Origin of the sequence: Streptomyces sp. ISL-43, from assembly GCF_018614195.1 — a bacterium.
Lineage (GTDB): Bacteria > Actinomycetota > Actinomycetes > Streptomycetales > Streptomycetaceae > Streptomyces.
Map to the genome: position 1 here is coordinate 18,288 of NZ_JAGGOT010000101.1, position 19,182 is coordinate 37,469.

Below are 19,182 nucleotides of genomic sequence, written 5' to 3' on the forward strand. Positions count from 1 at the left end.
GACTGCTCCAGAACCTACCCGGCGCCACTGACAACGCGGCGGCCGAGTCCGCGGACGGACCCGGCCGGTCACGGCGTCCGCTACCAGCTGGTCTTGCGGTACATCTCCCACAGCTGCATGACGGTCTGCGGGTCGAGCGCCCGCTCGGCGCCCGCGATGTCGTCGCGCGCGGCGACGTACAGCTTGCCCTGCCACAAGGGCAGCAGCCGGACGTCGTCGGCGAAGATCTGCTGGGCCTTCTCGAACTCGTGGATGCCGGCCGACCGGTCGCCCTCGCGGCGGGACTTGGGCAGGATGACGTTGAGGATCTCGTTGGACTCGTACGGGGTGCCGACCGCGTTGTCCTTGCCGACGAACGGGGCGATGAAGTTGTCGGGGTCCGGGAAGTCGGGGAACCAGCCGCGGCCGAAGACCGGGTACTCGCCCTTCTTGTAGCCCTCCTGGAAGGTCTTCCAGGGCTGGCCGCGCAGGGTGATCTTGAAGAGGCCGCTCTCGTCCAGCTGGCGCTTGAGCTCGGTGAACTCGTCCGCGGTCGAGGCGCCGTACCGGTCGGTGGTGTACCAGAAGGTCAGCTCCACCGGCTGGGTGATCCCGCCGTCCTTCAGGATCTTCCTGGCCTTGGCGACGTCGACCTGGCCGTACGTGTCGTAGAAGGGCGTCTTGTGGCCGACGACCCCCTTGGGGACCATCGAGTACAGCGGCTCGGCGGTGCCCTGGTAGACCTTGGAGACGAGCGCCCCGCGGTCGACGATCTGGGCGATCGCCTGGCGCACGGGGGTCTTGGCGGCCTGCGGGTCCTTGGGGTTGAAGACCAGGTAGCGGATCTCCGCGCCGACGTTCTCGACGACCTGGACGCCCGCGTTGGTCGACTCGGGGGTCTGCAGGTCCTTGATCTCCGGGGCCGACAGGCCTCGGTACGTCGCGTCGATCTCCTTGGCCTTGAGCGCCGCGATCATCTTCTTGGAGTCCGCGTAGTACCGGATCGTCACGCCGCTGTTGCGGCGGTTGGCGAAGCCGGTGTAGCTGCCGTTGCGGTCCAGGACCGCTTCGCCGCCCTCTTTGTAGGACTCGAGGGTGTACGGGCCGGAGCCGGTGATCCCGGAGCCCTCGCGCAGCTTGTCGGCCGGGTACTCCTTCGGTGCGACCAGGGAGGCGGCCGGCGAGCCGAGCACGAAGGGGAACGTGGCGTCCGGGGTGTTCAGGTGGAAGACCACCGTCTGCGCGTCCGGCGTCTCGATCTTGTCCAGGCTGCCGAAGAGGGCCTTGGGGCCGGCCGGGGCGTCGATGGTCTTGATCCGGTCGAGGGAGTGCTTGACGGCCTTCGCGTCGAGCGTCTCGCCGTTGGAGAACTTCAGGCCCTTCTTCAGGATGCAGCGGTACGACTCGTTCCCGGAATCCGTGAACTCGCAGCTGTGGGCGGCGTCCGGCTGGGGCTTGGTGGCGCCCGTGGGGAAGGCCAGAAGGGTCTGGTAGACGTTCCGGTACAGCTCCCAGGAACCGTCCCAGGCCGCGGCTGGATCGAGGGTGGTGGGTGCGCTCGTCGTTCCGACGACAATCCGCTGTGAGCCGTCGCCGCCGTCGTCCGAGAACAGGCCGCATCCGGAGAGCAGGGATATGGACGCAAGGGCCGCAGTGATCTGCAGGCATCTGGTCCGGTTGAACACGTGCACGCTCCTCGATCAGCCAGGGGTGCGGCAGACCCTACCGCAGTGCCTCACAAATCCAATGGGTAGGTTTCGTGTGGCACTTGACCGAATACGTGCATATTCGGTACGCATTTGCCCCCTCTCAGGAGGCAAATGCGTCCGATTATCGGTCAGTGCACCCCGGCATTGAGGAACATTCCCCCGTCGACGACGAGAGTTTGTCCGGTGATCCATTCCGCTTGTGCAGATGTGAGGAATGCCGCAGCCCCGCCGATGTCCTCCGGGACTCCGAGGCGGCCCAGCGGATACGCCGCCGCGGCCTCCTGCTCCCGGCCCTCGTAGAGGGCCTGCGCGAACTTGGTCTTCACCACGGCGGGCGCGATCGCGTTGACCCGCACGCCCGGCGCCATCTCGTGGGCGAGCTGGAGGGTCAGGTTGACCATGGCCGCCTTGCTCATCCCGTACGCCCCGATGAAGGGCGAGGCCGAGACGCCGGCGATCGAGGCGATGTTGACGATGGCCCCGCCGTTCTCCTTCTGCCAGGCGTGCCAGGTGCGCTGGGCGAAGCCGAGCGCGGAGATCACGTTGGTCTCGAATACCTTGCGGGCGACCCCGAGGTCCAGATCCGCGATCGGCCCGAAGACCGGATTGGTCCCCGCGTTGTTGATCAGGAAGTCGACGCGGCCGAAGGCCTCCATCGTCCGCTCCACGGCGACGGCCTGGTGGGCCTCGTCGTGCGCCTTGCCCGCGACCCCGATCACCCGGTCCGCGCCGAGCCGCTCGACGGCCTCCTTGAGGGCCTCCTCGTTGCGCCCGGTGATACAGAGCCGGTCGCCGCGCGCCACCAGCGCCTCGGCGATCCCGTAGCCGATCCCCCGGCTCGCGCCGGTGATCAGCGCGACCTTGCCGCTGTCCGCGCCGCCGCGTGCGGCCTCGTACGCCTCGTCACTCATGATCGTGCACCCTGCCTCTCGTCAGTTGAGCGGGCCGCCGGCCACGTACATGACCTGGCCCGAGACGAAGCCGGCGGCCTCGCCCGTGAAGAACGCGATGGCGTTGGCGACGTCGTCCGGGCGGCCGACGCGCGCCACCGGGATCTGAGTGGCGGCCGCGGCCTGGAAGTCCTCGAAGCCCATGCCCACGCGGGCGGCCGTCTGGGCGGTCATCTCGGTGGCGATGAAGCCGGGGGCGACGGCGTTCGCGGTGACGCCGAACTTGCCGAGCTCGATGGCCAGCGTCTTGGTGAGGCCCTGCAGGCCGGCCTTGGCCGCCGAGTAGTTGGCCTGGCCGCGGTTGCCCAGCGCGGAGCTGCTGGAGAGGTTCACGATGCGGCCGAACTTGGCCTCCACCATGTACTTCTGGCAGGCCTTCGACATCAGGAACGCACCGCGCAGGTGCACGTTCATGACGGTGTCCCAGTCGTTCTCGCTCATCTTGAAGAGGAGGTTGTCCCGGAGCACACCCGCGTTGTTGACCAGGACGGTCGGGGCGCCGAGCAGGCTCGCGACGCGCTCGACGGCCGCCTCCACCTGTGCGGCGTCGGAGACGTCGCAGCCGATCGCCACGGCCTTGCCGCCGGCCGCCGTGATCGTCTCCACGGTGTCCTTGCAGGCCGCCTCGTCCAGGTCGAGTACGGCGACCGCCCGGCCCTCGGCGGCCAGGCGTACGGCGGTGGCCGCGCCGATGCCCCGGGCCGCCCCGGTGACGATCGCGACGCGCTGCTCGGTGGTGGACATGCTGGATCTCCTTCGCCCTTGTGGTGGCCGAAAACGGTTCCCATAGGTGAGCAACCGCTTAGTAGCTTCGGCTGAGGAGACGCTAGGAGCCCTGGCACCCGGTGTCAACGCCACCAGGTTCCAGGGCTCCCAAGGCACCGCCGATCAGCGGCTCAGCGGACCAGCAGGTCGAGCAGCCGTTCCACTTCGGCGGCCGGGTCGGCCGTCAGTCCGGTGTGCACCGGACCGGGCTGCACCACCGTGCTGCGCGGCGCGATCAGCCACCGGAAGCGCCGGCCCGCGTCGTCGCCGGCCGCCTGGCCCGCCCGCTCGCCGCCGCTGCACACGCCCTCGACACCGCGCAGGGCGGCCCGTACCCCGGCCACGTCGGCCTTCGGGTCCAGGGCCAGGAGCTTGGCCTCGTCGAGGTGGGTGCGCGCGGCCACGTAGGAATGCGCCCGGCAGTAGACGATCACGCCGGCGTTGAAACACTCGCCGCGCTCCATCCGGGGCACCACACGCACCAGCGCGTACTCGAACACGTCCCGCTTGGTCACTCGCTGTCGCTCTTCATCTTCCGGGGCCGGGGGTCGAGGCGGTCGGCGAGCCAGCCGGGCGGACCCGACCGGGCCTTCACCTCGGCCTCCATCGTGATCCTCTCGTGGATCGTGGCCGCGCGCGGCAGCAGGGCCTCCACGTAGGCGCGGCGCAGCGCGTCGGTGGAGTCGAAGCCGGGCTCGTCGACCAGCCACTCGTCGGGCACGTCGGCCGCGACCTCGGTGAGCAGCTCCTCGGTGACCAGCGGTGCCAGCTCGGCGGCCGCCCGGGCGATGTCCGGGCCGACCGGGGCCAGGACGTGGTCCGAGGCGTTGTAGGGCTTGGCGGCGGCACTCTCGGCGGTGGGCCAGTTGTGGTGCCAGATCATGGTGGCGCCGTGGTCGATGAGCCAGGCGTCCCCGTGCCAGACCAGCATGTTGGGATTGCGCCAGGACCGGTCGACGTTGTTGATCAGGGCGTCGAACCAGACCACGCGCCCCGCCTCCACGGGATCCACCTGGTACGCGAGCGGGTCGAAGCCGATCGAGCCGGGGAGGTAGTCCATCCCGAGGTTCAGCCCGCCGCTGGCCTTGAGCAGCTCCTGGACCTCCTGGTCGGGCTCGCCGAGCCCGATGACGGGGTCGAGCTGCATCTGCACCAGCCGCGGGACGCGCAGTCCCAGCCGCTGGGCCAGGAGGCCGCAGATGACTTCGGCGACCAGGGTCTTGCGGCCCTGGCCGGCTCCGGTGAATTTCATGACGTAGGTCCCGAGGTCGTCGGCCTCGACGATCCCCGGGAGCGAGCCGCCCTCACGCAGGGGCGTGACGTAGCGGGTCGCGATCACTTCGGACAGCATTCGCACAGGTTACGGGGGTCAGTGCGCGGGAGCCCACTGAGTAATGAGCGCTTCGGCCGTGGTGATGGCCGCGACCAGGGAGAGGGAGTTGCGGATCACCTCGGCGGTGCACGCGGCGGGCACCCCGGCGATGGCGTCGGCGGGGACCACGACCCGGTAGCCGAGGTTCACGGCGTCGAAGACGGTGTTCGGGATCGCGATGTTCGAGGAGACCCCGGTGACGACGAGCGTGCGGATGCCGAGGTTGCGCAGGAGGGCGTCCAGGTCGGTTCCGGCCATCGGGGAGAGCCCGTGCAGCCGGCGCACCACCAGGTCCTGTTCGGCGACGGTGATGGGGGCGGCGACCTCGACGGCCGGGCTGCCGGTCAGCTGGCGCACCGGAAGCTTCCCCGCGGCCCGGAACAGCCGCGCGTTGGTGTTGGCCCCGAGCCCGTCCGGCCGCCGCTCGGCGACCGCGTGCAGCACCTGTACCCCGGCCCCGCGCGCGGCCTCGACGAGCGCGGCGACCCGGTCCAGCATTCCGGAGTCCCGGGCCTCCTTGGCGAGTTCCGGCAGGGCGCTCTCCTCGCCGACGACACCGCTCTGGCACTCGACGGTGAGCAGTGCGGTGGTGGCGGGATCGAGTTCGGCCATGGCTCCCCCTGGCGTGGCGACGGAAGAGCACGCATGATTCCTGACACACAGTCAGATGTGAAGGGGCGCGGAACGGATGGACGAGACACGCGTGGACAAGGCGCAGCGGCGGGGCCGCCGCATCATGATGACCGACGGGGAAGTGGACCTCTTCCTGCGCGAGCAGCGCACCTGCCGGGTGGCCACGGTCTCCCCCGACGGGCGCCCGCATGTGGGCGCCCTCTGGTTCGCCTGGGACGGCACCTCGCTGTGGCTGTACTCGATCACCCGCAGCCGACGGTGGTCCGACCTGCGCGAGGACCCCCGGATCTCGGTGGTCGTGGACGCGGGCGAGGCCTACGACGAACTGCGTGGGGTGGAGCTGTCCGGCAACGCCGTCTTCGTCGGCGAGGCCCCGCGTACGGGCGAGCCGTGCGAGGAGCTGGCGGAGGCGGAGCGGATCTTCCCCGTCAAGAACTTCGGCATCCCGGAGATGCCGCACGACGGGCGGCACGCCTGGATCCGGCTGACACCGGAGTCGATCGTGTCGTGGGACTTCCGGAAGCTCTAGTCCCCCGAGCCCTGATCCTGGATGCCGGCGGACGCCGCCCGCCGCAAGGCCTCGACGGCGGCCCGGATCGAGGGCCGCCGCCCGGCGTCCGCCCGCCAGACGACGTACACGTGCCGGCGGACGCTGTCGCACACCGGCAGCAGCCGGACCCCCGGCGGCACGGGCCCGCGCCCCAGCCGCGGAGCCACGCAGACGCCGAGTCCGGCCTCGACGAAGGCCAGTTGGGTGTGGTGCTCTTCGGCGATGTGGGCGATCCGGGGCTCGATGCCGGTGCCGCGCAGGGTGTAGACGAGCCACTCGTGGCAGAACTGCCCCTCGTTCCACGAGATCCAGTCGTCGTCGCCGAACTCGGAGAGGGAGATCCCGGTGCGGCCCGCCAGCCGGTGGCCGGCCGGCACCGCGATGTCCACCGAGTCGTCCAGGAGGTGCAGCCGAGTGAGCTCCGCCGGCACCGGCATCCGCTTGTTGTGCCAGTCGATGGCCAGCGCCAGATCGAGGTCGCCCCGCACGACCGCGGCCAAGCCCTCCTCCGGCTCCTGTTCCCGTACGTGGGGACGCAGTTCGGGGTGATCCGCGCGCAGCGCGGCCAGGGTCCGGGGCAGCAGGCCCCGCATGGCGGTCGGGAAGGCGCCGATGCGCAGCTCGCCGACCACGCAGCCGCGCCGGGCCTCGACGTCGGCTTGGGCGAGCTCGACCTGGGAGATGATCCGGGCCGCGTGATCGGCCAGGAGTCGGCCCGCGTCGGTGAGCCTGACCCCGCGCCCGTTCTTGGCGAGCAGCGGCTGGCCGACCTCGCGCTCCAGTTTCGCCATCTGCTGGGACACGGCGGACGTGGTGACGTGGAGGCCGTCGGCGGCGCCGCTGACGGAGCCGTGGCGGGCGAGGGCGTCGAGGGTGCGCAGGCGCTCCAGGTTCAACATGTAAGCAATGCTACGGCGTCGCGCCCAACAACTCTCGCTTGTCCTACGAGGTCGGGCACGCGAGAGTAACTGTCATGAGCGCACCCACCACTCCCCACCCGGCATCCTCCCCCTCCCCCACCCTCACCCCGAGGACCCCCGCCGCCGGGCGGCTGGACTGGCGCCTGCGCTTCGCGGTCCTCTCCGCGATCTGGGGCTTCAGCTTCCTGCTGATCAAGGTGGGCACCGAGGCGTACGCCCCCTTCCAAGTCGCCCTCGGCCGGGTCTTCTTCGGCGCTCTCGCCCTGCTCGCCGTGCTCGTGATCCGCCGCGAAGCGCTCCCCCGGGGCAGACGCACCTGGGCCCACCTGACGGTGGCCGCGCTGCTGCTCAACGCCCTGCCGTTCTCGCTGTTCGCGTACGCGGAGCTGAGCATCCCCTCCAGCCTGGCCGGCATCTGCAACGCCACCTCGCCGCTGTGGGGCATGGCGCTCTCGCTGGTCGCTCTCTCCGAGGACCGCCCGACGCGCCGCCGCTTCGCGGGCCTGGGCCTCGGCTTCCTCGGCGTGCTCACCGTGCTCGGCGCCTGGCAGGGCTTCTCGGGCATCGACGCCAAGGGCACCCTGCTCGCCCTGCTGGCCGCGCTCAGCTACCCGATCGGCTGGATCTACATCCGCCGCACGATGGCCTCCACCCCGGGCTCCCCGCTCGCCCTGACGAGCGCTCAGCTCCTGATCGCCACGCTCCAACTGGCCGGGGTCAGCGCACTGTTCACCTCCGCGCCGACGTCCTTCCCGCTCTGGCCGACCCTGTCCGTGATCGCGCTCGGCACGCTGGGCACGGGCATGGCGCTGCGGATGCAGTACGGCCTGGTCACGGAAGTCGGCCCGACCACCGCGCAGATGGTCACGTACTTCATCCCGGTCATCGCCACGACGGCGGGCGTCCTCCTGCTGAACGAGCAGCTCCACTGGAACACCCCGGTCGGCGCGGTCATCGTCCTCGCGGGCGCGGCCCTGAGCCAGCCACGCCGCCACTGAGGCTGTCCCGTGAACGCCGGGGCGCCCGGGGTCAGTCGAAGCGGCCGCCGGCCGCCGGGCGGACGGCCGCGGCGACCGCCGCGGCCAGTCCCGGCACCTCCGACAGGGACAGCCCCGACATCGTCATCCGCACCGCAGGCCCCGATTCCACCCGGAACCGGGCCCCCGGAGCGACCGCCCAGCCGGCGCCCAGCAGACTCGTCACCACCGCCGTCTCATCGGCGACGGGCACCCACACGTTCATCCCGCTCCGCCCGTGGGCCCGTACCCCCCGTTCCGCCAGGGCCGCGACCAGCCCGTCCCGCCGCTCCCCGTAGGAGCGCGCGACGGCCGCGTGGTCGACCGCCCCGGCGTTCCACAGCTCCACCACCGCGTACTGCAGCAGCCGGCTCACCCATCCCGGGCCCAGCCGCTGGCGGCCCCGTACGCGGTCGAGCGTCACGTCGTCGCCGGTCAGCACGGCGAGCCGCAGGTCCGGCCCGTACGCCTTCGCCGTGGAGCGGATCAGCGCCCAGTGCCGTGTCACCCCGCCCAGCACATTCAGCGGCAGGTCCACGATGCCGTGCCCGTGGTCGTCGTCGATGACCAGCACCTCCGGATGCCCGGACAGCACCGCCCGCAGCTCCTGCGCGCGCTCCGCGCTCACCGCGGCCCCGGTCGGGTTCTGCGCGCGGGCCGTCACGAGCATCGCCCGCGCGCCCTCGGCCAGGGCGCGCGCCACCGACCCGGGCACCGGCCCGTCGTCGTCCACGGCCACCGGGAGCACCCGCAGTCCGAGCCCCGGGACCAGGTCCAGCACGCTCCCCCACCCCGGATCCTCGACCGCCACCGCGTCCCCGGGCCGCAGGTGCGCGGCCAGCACCCGTTCGATGCCGTCCAGCGCGCCCGAGGTCACCGCCACCGCCCCGGCGGGCACCCCGTCGGCGTCGAGGCCCGCCCTGGCGAGCCGCGCCAGCTCCGGAACGACGGGGTCCATCCCGTAGAGCGTCGGCTCCTGGGCGTAGCGGCGCGCCGCGCCCGCCAGCGCGGCGTCGAGCGCGGGCAGCAGCCGTACGTCCGGGTTGCCGGAGGTGACGTCGCGCGTCCCCGCCGGTACGGACATCCCCCGCGCGTCGCGCGGCGCGGTCGCCGGCCGGGACCGCACCCGGCTGCCGCGCCGCCCGTCGGTTTCGATGACGCCGCGTTCACGCAGCGTGCGGTACGCCGCGGCCACGGTGTTGGGGTTCACCCCCAGCACACCGGCGAGCTCCCGCATCGGCGGCAACAGGGCTCCCGGCGCGAGCGCGCCCGACCCGACGCCCGCCTCGACACTGGCCGCGATTTCCGATGCGCGCCGCCCGCTGATCAGATAGTCTCCTAGCACAAAGCCCAGTATGCACTAATACAACGGAGTCCGCACGATGAGCGCCACGCCTGCCCCGGAGACCACCACGGAGACGGCCACCACGGCGGCCACGGAAGGAGCGGCCGCCGGGTACGCACCCACGGGCCGCACCGTCCCGACCCGGTCCCGCGACCGGGCACGCTACGACCGCGAGACCGTGCACTCGATACTCGACCAGGCCTACGTCTGTCACCTCGGCTTCGTCCGCGACGGCGCGCCGGTGGTCCTGCCGACCCTCTTCGGCCGGGTCGGCGAGACCCTCTACATCCACGGTTCCACCGGCTCCCGCCCCCTCCTCGCGGCCGGCAAGGCCGACCCGGGGCTGCCGGTCTGCCTGACCGTGACGCACGTGGACGGCCTGGTCCTGGCCCGCTCGGCCTTCCACCACTCGATCAACTACCGCTCGGTGGTCGTACACGGCACGGCCTACGAGGTGACCGACCCGGACGAGTGCCGGATGGCGCTGGACGCGCTCGTCGACCACGTCGTACCGGGCCGCTCCGCCGACTCGCGGCCGGCGAACAGCAAGGAGCTCGCGGCCACCGCCGTGATCCGCCTCGACCTGAACGAGGTGTCCGCCAAGATCCGCACGGGCGGGCCGAACGACGACCCCGAGGACCTCGGACTGCCGTTCTGGTCGGGCGTGGTCCCGGTCGCGCCGGCGTACGGGACCCCGATCCCGGCCGCCGACCTGACCCCCGGCACGACCACCCCGGACTACGTCACCGCACTCTGAACCCGGTCGGCGGGCCGCTCCAGCGGCCCGTCCTCCGGGCCTTCCGCCGGCCCTTCCACCGGCCCGTCCGCCGGGCGCCGCGACTCGGCGGCGATCAGCGCCCCCACCGCCGCCAGCAGCAGTGCGGTGCCCAGCACCACCGCGCCGGTCAGCCGCTCCCCGAGCACCAGGACGGCGATCGCCGCCGCGCCGACCGGCTCGATCAGCATGATCACGGACACCGTCGCGGCCCGCACCGCGGCGGCTCCGCTGAAGTAGAGCGCGTACGCCAGCGCGGTCGGCACGGTGGCCATGTACGCGAGCAGCCAGAGCACCCGCACGGGCTCCGCGGTGTGCGGAAGCAGCCCCTCCAGCACGGCGGCCGGCAGCAGGCACACCGTGCCCACCGCGACCGACCAGACGGTGGTGACCAGCGGGTCCCCGCCGGCCCCGCGCTGCCCCAGCAGCCTGGCCCGCAGGGTCATCGCCCCGTATCCGGCGGCGGACAGCAGCGCCCAGCCGACACCGAGCGGCCGCACCTCGCCGCCCCCGCTGCCGAGGACGAGTACGGCCAGCCCGGCCAGCGCCCCGCCGACGGCGACGGCCCCGCCCCGCCCGAGCCGCTCCCCCATCCAGTGCCGGGCCCCGAGCGCGATGAGCACGGGCCCGGCTCCCAGGGTGACCACGGTGCCGACGGCGAGGCCGGTCTCGCGCACGGCGGCGAAGTACGCGGACTGGAAGAGGGTGAAGAGCAGCCCCGTCCCGATGAGCGACCCCACCGAGGGCTTGGCCCGGACCCCGCCCGCCCGGGCCTTCTCCGCCCTGGCCCCGCCGGCCCGCAGGCGGCGTACGGCGAGTACCGCGAGCAGTACCGCCAGCCCGCCCGCACACCTCCAGAACGACAGGGCGAGCGGGCCGAGATCACTGGCGAGGAAGAGCAGCGAGGCAGCTGCCCCGGCGGTTCCCCAGGCGGCTCCGGCGACGACGAGGTACAGCAGACTGCGCCCGATGGCGGGCGAATGGTTCGACACGAGAGGTCTCCGCGTGCGTGAAGGATGAAAGGAGCAGGTCATCGCTTCGCGGGCAGCGCGAACCCGCCCGGGGCACCGCCCGGGCCGGGGTCTCGTACGCAGTGGCAGCCGCCCGCGCTAGGCGGCGGGAGGCGGAAGCACGGTCGAAGGCATGATCGGCAGCCTAGACCTTGCTCGGATCCCGGTCCAGCGCGGAGAGGGGCTCCGCCACCCCGGGCGCGGCCGGCCGGGAGGTCTGCGCGATGAAGGCACCGCTCAGCACCAGCGCGCCGCCGACGATCTGCCAGGTCGCCAGGTGCTCGCCGAGCAGCACCCAGGCCAGTACGGTCGCCACGACCGCCTCCAGGCAGGCCACCACACCCGCGACCTGCGGCGACAGCTTGCGCACGGAGACCACGCCGGTCAGGTACGCCAGGACGGTCGCGATCAGCACGACCCAGCCCAGCAGCACCGGCGCGGGGACCATCAGGTCGCCGACCGCCGCGTCGCCGCCCAGTACCCGCCAGTCGAGCTGCCACGGCCGGGCGATGACGGTCATCACGACAGTGCCGATGATCATGCCATACGCGATCACGCCCATCGGGTCGGGCACGTCCTCCCCGTCGGTGCCCTGGTCGGCGAAGACGAAGTAGAAGGCCTGGCAGCAGGCCGCCGCGAGGCCGAGCAGCACCCCGAGCGGGTCGAGGCTCAGCCCGGCCCAGATCTGGACCACGCAGGCGAGCCCGACGACGGCCACGGCGGCGCCGGCCGCGGCGGCCCGGGTCACCGGCTTGCGCTGCACGAAGCGGATCCAGCCGAGCAGCAGCGCCGGGCCCAGGTACTCCAGCAGCAGGGCCACCCCGACCGGGATCCGGGACAGCGAGGCGAAGTAGAAGGCCTGGACGCCGGCCACGGCGATGAGTCCGAAGCCCGCGAGCAGCAGGGGTTTGCGGCGTACGAGATCGCGATGGCGCCAAGCCAGCGGGGACAGCACGAGTGCCGCCCCGGCGACCCTGAGCCAGACCATGTGGAGCGGGTCCAGACCCGCCTCGATCAGCGGCTTCGCCGCGACTCCCGAACCACCGAACGCGATCGCCGAACCGAGGGCGAGGCCCAGTCCGGCATGTCTCCCTGACGCTTGCATTCGGACATCATGACAGGGCCGGTCAGGAGCGTCACCGAGGTGACACCTGTTGAGACACACCCGATACCGGACACGGCGGCGCACGGCCCGCCCTTTGATATCTGACAGGTCGTCAGTCTTGAATGTTGCGTCCACCGGGACTACCTTCCGCCGCACGTACCTGACGAGAAGGGGTGGTCGCATGGCTGAAGTCACCGCGGAATCACGCATCGAGGCGTCCGCCGCCAAGCTCTGGTCCCAGCTGACCGACTGGGACGCTTACGGCCAGTGGAGCATGACCCACACCAACTTCCCGAAGGGCGGTCCCGAGACCCTCGCGATCGGGTCCACCTTCGCCGAGAACATGAAGATGATGGGCTTCCCCGCCGAGGTCCTCTGGACGATCTCGGAGCTGGAGGAGGAGCGCGTCATCGCCATCACCGGCAAGGGCCCGATGGGCGTGGCCGTCCTGACCCGCTACACCCTGGCCCCCGACGGCGAGGCCACCACGGTCCGCATCGACGGCGAGTTCACGGGCGCCGCGGTCTCCCTGATGGCGGGCAAGCTCAAGGACTCGGCCACCGCCGCGCTGAACGAGTCGCTGCGCAAGCTCGCCGGCCTGGTCGCCTGACCGCCGGCCCCTCCGTACGTACGACGGCGCGCCCCGCGAGAGGACTCGTGGGGCGCGTCGCTTCGCGCGGGAGGTCCCGCCGGACCGGGTTCAGTGCTCGTCGGCCAGGATCAGGTAGAGCTTCTTGCGCGTGTCGTTGATGACCGCGAGGGCCTTCTCCCGCTGCGCGGGGGTGCCGGTCTTGAAGACCTGGCCGAAGGCTTCCATCAGGCCGAAACCGGCCGTCCGGACCTCGTTCATCGCCTCGAAGTCGAAACCGCGCCCGACTTCCGCCCAGGGGGCGTCCGGGCCGGACTCGGCCTCGGTGCGGCCGGCTTCGGTGAGCGTGAACAGCTTCTTGCCGCCCTCGCTCTCGCTGGCGATGAGCCCCTCGTCCTCGAGCATCTGCAGGGTCGGGTAGACCGACCCCGGGCTGGGCTTCCAGGCCCCGCCGCTGCGCTCGACGATCTCCTGGATCATCTCGTAGCCGTGCATCGGCCGGTCGGCGAGCAGCGCCAGGATGGAGGCGCGCACGTCGCCCCGCCGGGCCCGGCCGCGCGGTCCGCCGCGCCCGCCCCGCCCGCCGAAGGGCCCGCCGCCGAACGGCGGCCCGAACGGCCCGAAGGCGGCACGCCGCCCCTTGAACTCCTCCCGACGGTCCGGCCCGCAGTGGCCGTGGCCCCGTCCGTGCTCATGGTCGCGGTCGTGTCCGTGCTGTCCGTGTGAACGCATGGCTGCGCTCCTTTCGCCATTCGGTGATCTCGTTGTCGCTGTTGCGATGCTTCTACTATCACTGACCCATCGCGATGCGTCAACGATATATCGGAAACTCTTCCAGCGAACAGTCTCGACCACTGCCCGACGACACCTGTCCGGACTGCCGGCGCGGCTCAGGCCTGCCCGGTCTCGAAGCGGCTCACCTTTCCGCCGGCCACGGTGAACCGCCACGACGTCCGCATCTCGCCCCAGGTGTCGTTGCGGAAGCGCGCGACCAGGCCGAGCCCGTCCGGCGTCTGGGTTTCGACCTCCATGTGCCCGCCGGAGCCGAAGATCTCCTTCTCGGTCCATTGCGCGAGGTCGCGGTCGGTGCCGTCGTCCGACATGGTGGCGTCCGGGGTGAGGGCCGCGGTGAACTCCTGCCGCGCGCCCGCGTTCAGGGCGCCGACGAAGGCGCGCACGGCGGGGTCGGTCAAATCGTCGATCTCAACGGTCACGGCTGACTCCGAAGTCGCTCGGCGGTGGGTGGGTGAGCCGCCGCCCTCAGGCGGACCGCGGCCGGGGTGGCGCTGACAGCAAGTTAGCGATCACGCTCCGCCGCGACGGCCCGATGACCCCGCGGCGCGAGCGAGTCGCCCCGACCAGGCCAGTCGTCCCGGATTGGCCTTTGCGGCCGCTTCCGCCGCCTCCATACGGTCGGGGGCATGCGCATCAGAATCGTGGACGCCTTCACCGACCGCCCCTTCGCGGGCAACCCCGCCGGAGTCCTGCTCCTCGACGGCGGCTTCCCCCCGGACGCCTGGCTGCAGCAGGTCGCCACCGAGGTCAACCTCTCCGAGACCGCCTTCGCCCACCCCCTGCCGCCCGGCGGGGACGCCGACTGGGCGCTGCGCTGGTTCACGCCGACCAGCGAGGTCGACATGTGCGGCCACGCGACCCTCGCCACCGCGCACGTCCTCGCCACGAGCGGCCTCGCGAGCGGGCTGATCCGCTTCACCGCGCGCTGCGGCATCCTCACGGCCGAGGCCGCGCAGGACGGGACGATCACCATGGACTTCCCGACGTCCTCCCTGACGGAGGTCGAGCCCGTCGCCGAGGTCGAGCGCGCCCTGGGCGCCGGGATCAAGTCGGTCCACGACACCTCCGACCACATCGGCGACCTGGTCGTGGAGCTGGCGGACGAGCGGACCGTACGCGAGCTCACGCCCGACCTGCCCGCCCTGCGCGGCTACGGCCGCCGGGGGATCATCGTCACCGCCGCCGCCGAGGACCCCTCCCGCGGCTACGACTTCGTCTCCCGCGGTTTCTTCCCGGCCTTCGGCATCGACGAGGACCCGGTCACGGGCAGCGCCCACACCGCGCTGGCCCCCTTCTGGGCCGCGCGCCTGGGCCGCACCGAGCTCGTCGGCTTCCAGGGCGGAGCGCGCACCGGCCTGGTCGCGGTCCGGCTCGCGGGCGACCGTACGCTGCTGACGGGCAGCGCGGTCACCGTCATCGACGGCGAACTGCTCACCGCGCCCTGAGCCCCCATGTCCTGCGGCCGGGCGGGCCGGGTAGGCCCTACGGGGTGGGCAGCCAGCCCACCTTGCCCGCCAGCAGGGCGTACCCGCCGAAGGCCACGATGTCGAGCAGCGCGTGCGCGACGACGAGCGGCCCGACCCGGCCCCAGCGCCGGTAGGCGAGGACGAAGACGACGCCCATCACCATGTTGCCGATGAAGCCGCCGATGCCCTGGTAGAGGTGGTACGAGCCGCGCAGCACCGAGCTGGCCAGCAGCGCGGCCATCGGCGACCACCCCAGCCGGCCGAGCCTGCGCAGCAGGTAGGCCAGCACGATGACCTCCTCCACCACGGAGTTCTGCACGGCGGAGAGGATCAGCACGGGGAACTTCCACCACACGTCGGGCAGGGCCTCCGGCACGACCGTCAGGTTGAAGCCGGTGGCCCGTGCCGCCAGGTAGAAGGCCAGGCCGGCGCTCCCGATGCAGGCCGCGACGAGCGCGCCCCGGCCCAGGTCCCACCAGGGCCGGGTGCGGTCGAAGCCCAGTACCCGCAGCCCCGGCGCGCCCTCGCGGGTCAGCAGGTGCGCGACGAGCAGTACGGGGACGAGCGCGGTCGCGATGCCGAACAGCTGCCAGGCCAGGTCCAGCCAGGGCCGGCCGGGCGCGTACGAGCCGTTGAGCGTGGCGGCCTGGTCCTTGAGCCCGCCCGGCTTGGTCAGCGAGCCGATGAAGCTGATCAGCGCCGAGACGCCGCTCGCGCCCAGGGACAGCGCGAGCACGAGGAGCGTCTCGGTGCGCAGGATCCCGCGCCCGTCCCGGCCCTCGCCGAGCTCCCCGGTCACCGCTTCCGGCTCCGTCCGCACGCGCGCCTCCCGTCCCGCCGCCGCCGTGACGTGTCACCTCGGCACGTCGCCGGGGGCGTCCCGTTGCGATCACCCCATACTGCCTCGTCGGCGGGGGAACGGGACCACCGGCCGGGGACCGGGCACGCCCCGGCCGATGCCGACGGCCATCGGCACATGCCGGCGCGTGCCCGCACACCTCGGGACGGCCGACACCGCCGCGTACCGGCACGCGCCGCAGCCGGCCCGGTCAGCCCTCGGCCGCCGTCGCGGCGCTCACCTCCGCCTCCGCGATGCCGACCGGCCAGGTGTGCACGGGGTCGCCCTTGTGCATCAGCTCGCTGTAGCGGCGCGTGGTCGCCGCGAGCGCCGCGTCCCGCTCCAGCCCGGCCGCGAGCGCCCGGTGGTACGTCTCCACCTGCCAGGTGGCCCCGTTCACCCGGCGCCGGCACCGCTCCTCGATGATCCCGAGGTAGTAGTCCCGGTCGGCGGGCTCGATGCCCCACGCGTCCAGCCCGGCGGCGGCCATCGGCAGCAGTTCGTCCAGCACCAGCCGTACCGCCGGCACGCTCGCCAGTCCCCCGCCCCGGCCGCGGCGCGGCCAGCGCAGCCGGGCTTCGATGCCGTAGCGGCAGGCCGCGTCGAAGTTGGCCTCCGCTTCCGCGAAGGGCAGGCGGCTCCACACCGGACGCGGCTCGTCCGCGAGGGTCCGTACGAGCCCGTAGTAGAAGGCGGCGTTGGCGACGACGTCGGCCACGGTCGGCCCGGCGGGCAGCACCCGGTTCTCCACCCGCAGGTGCGGCACCCCGTCGGCGACCCCGTACACGGGCCGGTTCCACCGGTAGACGGTGCCGTTGTGCAGCACTAGCTCCTGCAGGCTCGGCACCCCGCCCTCGGCGAGCACGCGCAGCGGCTCCTCCTCGTCGCAGATCGGCAGCAGGGCCGGGAAGTAGCGGACGTTCTCCGCGAAGAGTTCGTACGCCGAGTCCACCCACCGCTCGCCGAACCACGTGCGCGGCCGCACCCCCTGCGCCTGGAGCTCGGGCGGCCGGGTGTCGGTGGCCTGCTGGAAGAGCGGCGGCCGCGACTCCCGCCACAGCTCCCGCCCGAACAGGAACGGCGAGTTGGCGCCGACGGCTATCTGTACGGCGGCCACCGCCTGCGCCGCGTTCCACACGTCCGCGAACCGGGCCGGAGTCACCTGCAGGTGCAGTTGTACGGAAGTACAGGCGGCCTCCGGCACGATCGACCCGGAGGTCCAGGTCAGCCGCTCGACACCGTCGATGTCGAGCGTGAAGTCCTCCCCGCGCATCGTCAGGATCTGCTCGTTCAGCAGCGAGTAGCGGTCCACCGCCGAGAGGTTGGCGGTGACCAGGTCGGCGCGGGAGATCGTCGGCAGAATGCCGATCATCACCACCCCGGCGTCGATCTCCACGGCCTGCCGGTGGGCATAGCCGAGACCCGCGCTCAGCTCCTCGGCGAGCTGGTCGAATACCCTGCCGCCGAGCCGGTGCGGGAGTACGTTCACCTCCAGGTTGAACATTCCGAGTTCCGTCTGGAAATCAGGGCTCGCAATGCGTTCCAGCACCTGGGCATTCACCATTCTCGGCAACCCGTCGGCTCCCGCGAGATTCAGCTCGATCTCCAGCCCCATCATGTTCTTGGGCCGATCGAACCTCTTCTCCGCCAGAAGTCGCTCCAGTACCTCCAGGCACTCGTGAAGCTTCCTCCGGTACCGTTGCCGATCGGACAGGTCGAATCCGCCCGCCACGACCTTCTCCCCCATCGAAGCGTCCCTCCTCGATTGGGCCTGGCCGGCGTGGAAAGATCCGTCACCCCAGGCGCGCGTTACGGTCGATGATGCCCCGGCGGCGTGATCGATAACGCGGAAGGGGCGTGACTGGCGAGGAGCGCGCGCCGGTTTGGCCGACAGGCGCTTTGGCACATTCACCTGGCAAGTCGCTGTATGCAATTACCGCACCGACTTTGCCGGTTCCAGATAACCGACGCTTTCCAGCCGAGCCCCCGTCCGGTAACCTCCGAGGTCAGCGCGGCACGTTTGCGCGCACCCGGCATGAATGCCACGTCAGAGGGGCCGGTAAGCGTCTTGTCGGCAATAGGCGGGACGGCTAGCCGAAACACTGCGTGAACACATGTCGTATAAACTCCGCAAACGAGGCAGAGAGTTGGCGCGCGGCCATTGCCCCTCAGCCCCCCTCTAGCCCCAGAATGCGACAGCGCACGTCCACACCCGCACCCCCGCCCCCGTTCCACCGGTCTCCCAAGTGAGAGGCGACCCACCATGCCGCTGCATGTCCCCCCGGCTCCCGCGCCCGCCCTGCGCAGCGTCCTCGCGGCCCTCGGATCCCCCACGGCCGTCAATGAGGCGCACACCCCGGCCCTGCGTGCCCTCCAGGGTCCGATGACAGCCGAACTGCCGCTGCCCGTCCACGTCCTGGACCGGCTGAACATCACCGGCCTGACCTCCGGCGGCAGGCCCCCGCGCACACGGCTGACCGGCTGGCGGTTCCTGATCCGCAGCGGGGACCGCTACGTCGCGGCGGCCGATACCCGACTCACCCCGGACGGGTGGGCCTTCTCCCACTTCTTCGAGGGCCCCTACGTCGCCGCCACCGAACGCGCGCTGCGCCAGGCCGAGTCCCTCGGCAAGAACTACCAACCGCGACTGCTGTCCGTACCGGAGCTGTACATGCTGACGCTGTGGCTGCACGGTTCGGTGGGCGCCGACGCTTCCGCCGGGCTGCCGGCCGCCGCCGACCTGCTCGTCCCGCTGGCACCCGCCCCGCCGGGCATCGCCGCCTACCGCCCGCACCCGGTGTCCGAACTGCTGCCCGTGATGACCCACCGGCTCAAGCCCTCGGCGCCTCCGGTCCCGCCCTCGATGGCGGCTCCGGCCGCCTGAACGGACCCGGTGGCCGATAGTGCCCATTCGGCCTAGCCCACTCGGACCCCCTGCGAACCATCCGAAATGACAGGGGAGTTGACCTGAACCGCCCGCACGAGTGATGCGTCATCAATCTATGAGGACAGCTGCCGGGAAATCCCTGCGGACACCGTGCCGTAGGGGAACACTGGGACCCTGACCGAGCCAAGTCGTCGAAACCGGGGGGCGGCCATGAACAACGCATCGAGCCGCAGCACACAGACCACACCGCAGCGAAAGAACGCATCCATGTGCCAGCACAAGCCAGCATGCCCGTCAGCCGACTCCGCCGACCGGGAGGCCGCGCACCCCGTGGCCGTGCACCCGGAACAGGGCTGGAGCCTGCTGTGCAACGGCGTCCTGCTCTTCGAGGACACCGGTGAGCTGCTGCCGGACGGCCGGGTCATCGCTCCGCACCGCGCGCTCGCGTCGACGCGGGTGATGAAGGCGGCCTAGCCGA

21 protein-coding genes are annotated in these 19,182 nt (G+C 71.8%); 7 read left to right on the forward strand and 14 right to left on the reverse strand.

Annotation, left to right across the window (positions count from 1 at the left end):
* Nucleotides 1-80: 80 nt before the first annotated feature.
* The 6 genes from J7F03_RS38715 to J7F03_RS38740 form a co-directional block, all read right to left on the reverse strand.
* Nucleotides 81-1,664, reverse strand: coding sequence for an ABC transporter substrate-binding protein (locus tag J7F03_RS38715; RefSeq protein ID WP_214957901.1), 1,584 nt, complete (start codon nucleotides 1,662-1,664; stop codon nucleotides 81-83).
* A gap of 152 nt (nucleotides 1,665-1,816) precedes the next feature.
* Nucleotides 1,817-2,599, reverse strand: coding sequence for an SDR family oxidoreductase (locus tag J7F03_RS38720; RefSeq protein ID WP_214957902.1), 783 nt, complete (start codon nucleotides 2,597-2,599; stop codon nucleotides 1,817-1,819).
* Nucleotides 2,600-2,620: 21 nt separating this feature from the next.
* Nucleotides 2,621-3,382: a 3-oxoacyl-ACP reductase FabG gene (gene fabG / locus J7F03_RS38725; RefSeq protein WP_214957903.1), complete on the reverse strand. Its 762-nt coding sequence runs from the start codon at nucleotides 3,380-3,382 to the stop codon at nucleotides 2,621-2,623.
* 152 nt (nucleotides 3,383-3,534) lie between these two features.
* Entirely contained in the window at nucleotides 3,535-3,918 is a 384-nt protein-coding gene (locus tag J7F03_RS38730) for a DUF3037 domain-containing protein (RefSeq protein WP_214957904.1), read from the reverse strand.
* Nucleotides 3,915-4,754: a HipA family kinase gene (locus J7F03_RS38735; protein ID WP_214957905.1), complete on the reverse strand. Its 840-nt coding sequence runs from the start codon at nucleotides 4,752-4,754 to the stop codon at nucleotides 3,915-3,917. The genes J7F03_RS38730 and J7F03_RS38735 overlap by 4 nt, the downstream gene beginning before the upstream one ends.
* Before the next feature lie 18 nt (nucleotides 4,755-4,772).
* The gene (locus J7F03_RS38740; RefSeq protein ID WP_214957906.1) at nucleotides 4,773-5,387 is read right to left on the reverse strand and encodes a cysteine hydrolase; all 615 of its coding nucleotides are present in this window, start codon (nucleotides 5,385-5,387) and stop codon (nucleotides 4,773-4,775) included.
* A 91-nt stretch (nucleotides 5,388-5,478) separates the two neighbouring features.
* Here J7F03_RS38740 and J7F03_RS38745 point away from each other — a divergent pair, with 91 nt between their 5' ends.
* Nucleotides 5,479-5,937 (forward strand): pyridoxamine 5'-phosphate oxidase family protein, encoded by a 459-nt coding sequence (locus J7F03_RS38745; RefSeq protein WP_214957933.1) that lies wholly within the window; start codon nucleotides 5,479-5,481, stop codon nucleotides 5,935-5,937.
* Here the strand turns inward: J7F03_RS38745 and J7F03_RS38750 are convergent.
* Nucleotides 5,934-6,857 (reverse strand): LysR family transcriptional regulator, encoded by a 924-nt coding sequence (locus tag J7F03_RS38750; protein WP_214957907.1) that lies wholly within the window; start codon nucleotides 6,855-6,857, stop codon nucleotides 5,934-5,936. The genes J7F03_RS38745 and J7F03_RS38750 overlap by 4 nt on opposite strands.
* A 74-nt stretch (nucleotides 6,858-6,931) precedes the next feature.
* On the opposite strand from J7F03_RS38750, the gene J7F03_RS38755 reads away from it, so the two are divergent.
* Complete coding sequence (locus J7F03_RS38755) at nucleotides 6,932-7,876, forward strand: DMT family transporter (RefSeq protein ID WP_214957908.1); 945 nt, start codon at nucleotides 6,932-6,934, stop codon at nucleotides 7,874-7,876.
* Between the two features lie 31 nt (nucleotides 7,877-7,907).
* Here J7F03_RS38755 and J7F03_RS38760 read toward each other — a convergent pair whose 3' ends face one another.
* Nucleotides 7,908-9,239, reverse strand: coding sequence for an aminotransferase class I/II-fold pyridoxal phosphate-dependent enzyme (locus J7F03_RS38760; protein WP_214957909.1), 1,332 nt, complete (start codon nucleotides 9,237-9,239; stop codon nucleotides 7,908-7,910).
* A 37-nt stretch (nucleotides 9,240-9,276) separates the two neighbouring features.
* Between J7F03_RS38760 and J7F03_RS38765 the strand changes: the two genes are divergently transcribed.
* Nucleotides 9,277-9,996, forward strand: coding sequence for a pyridoxamine 5'-phosphate oxidase family protein (locus J7F03_RS38765; RefSeq protein WP_214957910.1), 720 nt, complete (start codon nucleotides 9,277-9,279; stop codon nucleotides 9,994-9,996).
* Here the strand turns inward: J7F03_RS38765 and J7F03_RS38770 are convergent.
* Nucleotides 9,978-11,006 carry a DMT family transporter gene (locus J7F03_RS38770; protein WP_308380142.1) on the reverse strand — a complete coding sequence of 343 codons (1,029 nt, stop codon included), beginning with the start codon at nucleotides 11,004-11,006 and terminating at the stop codon, nucleotides 9,978-9,980. The genes J7F03_RS38765 and J7F03_RS38770 overlap by 19 nt on opposite strands.
* A gap of 163 nt (nucleotides 11,007-11,169) precedes the next feature.
* Nucleotides 11,170-12,129, reverse strand: coding sequence for a DMT family transporter (locus tag J7F03_RS38775; RefSeq protein ID WP_214957912.1), 960 nt, complete (start codon nucleotides 12,127-12,129; stop codon nucleotides 11,170-11,172).
* Between the two features lie 181 nt (nucleotides 12,130-12,310).
* On the opposite strand from J7F03_RS38775, the gene J7F03_RS38780 reads away from it, so the two are divergent.
* Nucleotides 12,311-12,739: an SRPBCC family protein gene (locus J7F03_RS38780; RefSeq protein ID WP_214957913.1), complete on the forward strand. Its 429-nt coding sequence runs from the start codon at nucleotides 12,311-12,313 to the stop codon at nucleotides 12,737-12,739.
* A 90-nt stretch (nucleotides 12,740-12,829) separates the two neighbouring features.
* Here the strand turns inward: J7F03_RS38780 and J7F03_RS38785 are convergent, their stop codons facing one another.
* Both J7F03_RS38785 and J7F03_RS38790 read right to left on the reverse strand, forming a co-directional pair.
* Nucleotides 12,830-13,450: a PadR family transcriptional regulator gene (locus J7F03_RS38785; protein ID WP_214957914.1), complete on the reverse strand. Its 621-nt coding sequence runs from the start codon at nucleotides 13,448-13,450 to the stop codon at nucleotides 12,830-12,832.
* A 158-nt stretch (nucleotides 13,451-13,608) separates the two neighbouring features.
* A complete protein-coding gene (locus J7F03_RS38790) occupies nucleotides 13,609-13,932 on the reverse strand; it encodes a nuclear transport factor 2 family protein (protein ID WP_214957915.1) in 324 nt (107 codons plus the stop codon).
* Nucleotides 13,933-14,139: 207 nt separating this feature from the next.
* Between J7F03_RS38790 and J7F03_RS38795 the strand changes: the two genes are divergently transcribed.
* Nucleotides 14,140-14,958 carry a PhzF family phenazine biosynthesis protein gene (locus tag J7F03_RS38795; RefSeq protein ID WP_214957916.1) on the forward strand — a complete coding sequence of 273 codons (819 nt, stop codon included), beginning with the start codon at nucleotides 14,140-14,142 and terminating at the stop codon, nucleotides 14,956-14,958.
* A gap of 37 nt (nucleotides 14,959-14,995) precedes the next feature.
* Here the strand turns inward: J7F03_RS38795 and J7F03_RS38800 are convergent, their stop codons facing one another.
* Together J7F03_RS38800 and J7F03_RS38805 are read right to left on the reverse strand one after the other, a co-directional pair.
* Nucleotides 14,996-15,799 (reverse strand): CPBP family intramembrane glutamic endopeptidase, encoded by an 804-nt coding sequence (locus J7F03_RS38800; protein WP_214957917.1) that lies wholly within the window; start codon nucleotides 15,797-15,799, stop codon nucleotides 14,996-14,998.
* Nucleotides 15,800-16,028: 229 nt separating this feature from the next.
* On the reverse strand, nucleotides 16,029-17,564 hold the full coding sequence (locus J7F03_RS38805) for a glutamate-cysteine ligase family protein (RefSeq protein ID WP_214957918.1): 1,536 nt from the start codon (nucleotides 17,562-17,564) through the stop codon (nucleotides 16,029-16,031).
* 516 nt (nucleotides 17,565-18,080) lie between these two features.
* Between J7F03_RS38805 and J7F03_RS38810 the strand changes: the two genes are divergently transcribed.
* Together J7F03_RS38810 and J7F03_RS38815 are read left to right on the forward strand one after the other, a co-directional pair.
* Nucleotides 18,081-18,701, forward strand: a complete 621-nt coding sequence (locus J7F03_RS38810) for a hypothetical protein (RefSeq protein WP_214957919.1) — start codon at nucleotides 18,081-18,083, stop codon at nucleotides 18,699-18,701.
* Nucleotides 18,702-18,971: 270 nt separating this feature from the next.
* Nucleotides 18,972-19,178, forward strand: a complete 207-nt coding sequence (locus J7F03_RS38815) for a DUF5999 family protein (RefSeq protein WP_285440552.1) — start codon at nucleotides 18,972-18,974, stop codon at nucleotides 19,176-19,178.
* Nucleotides 19,179-19,182 lie beyond the last annotated feature (4 nt).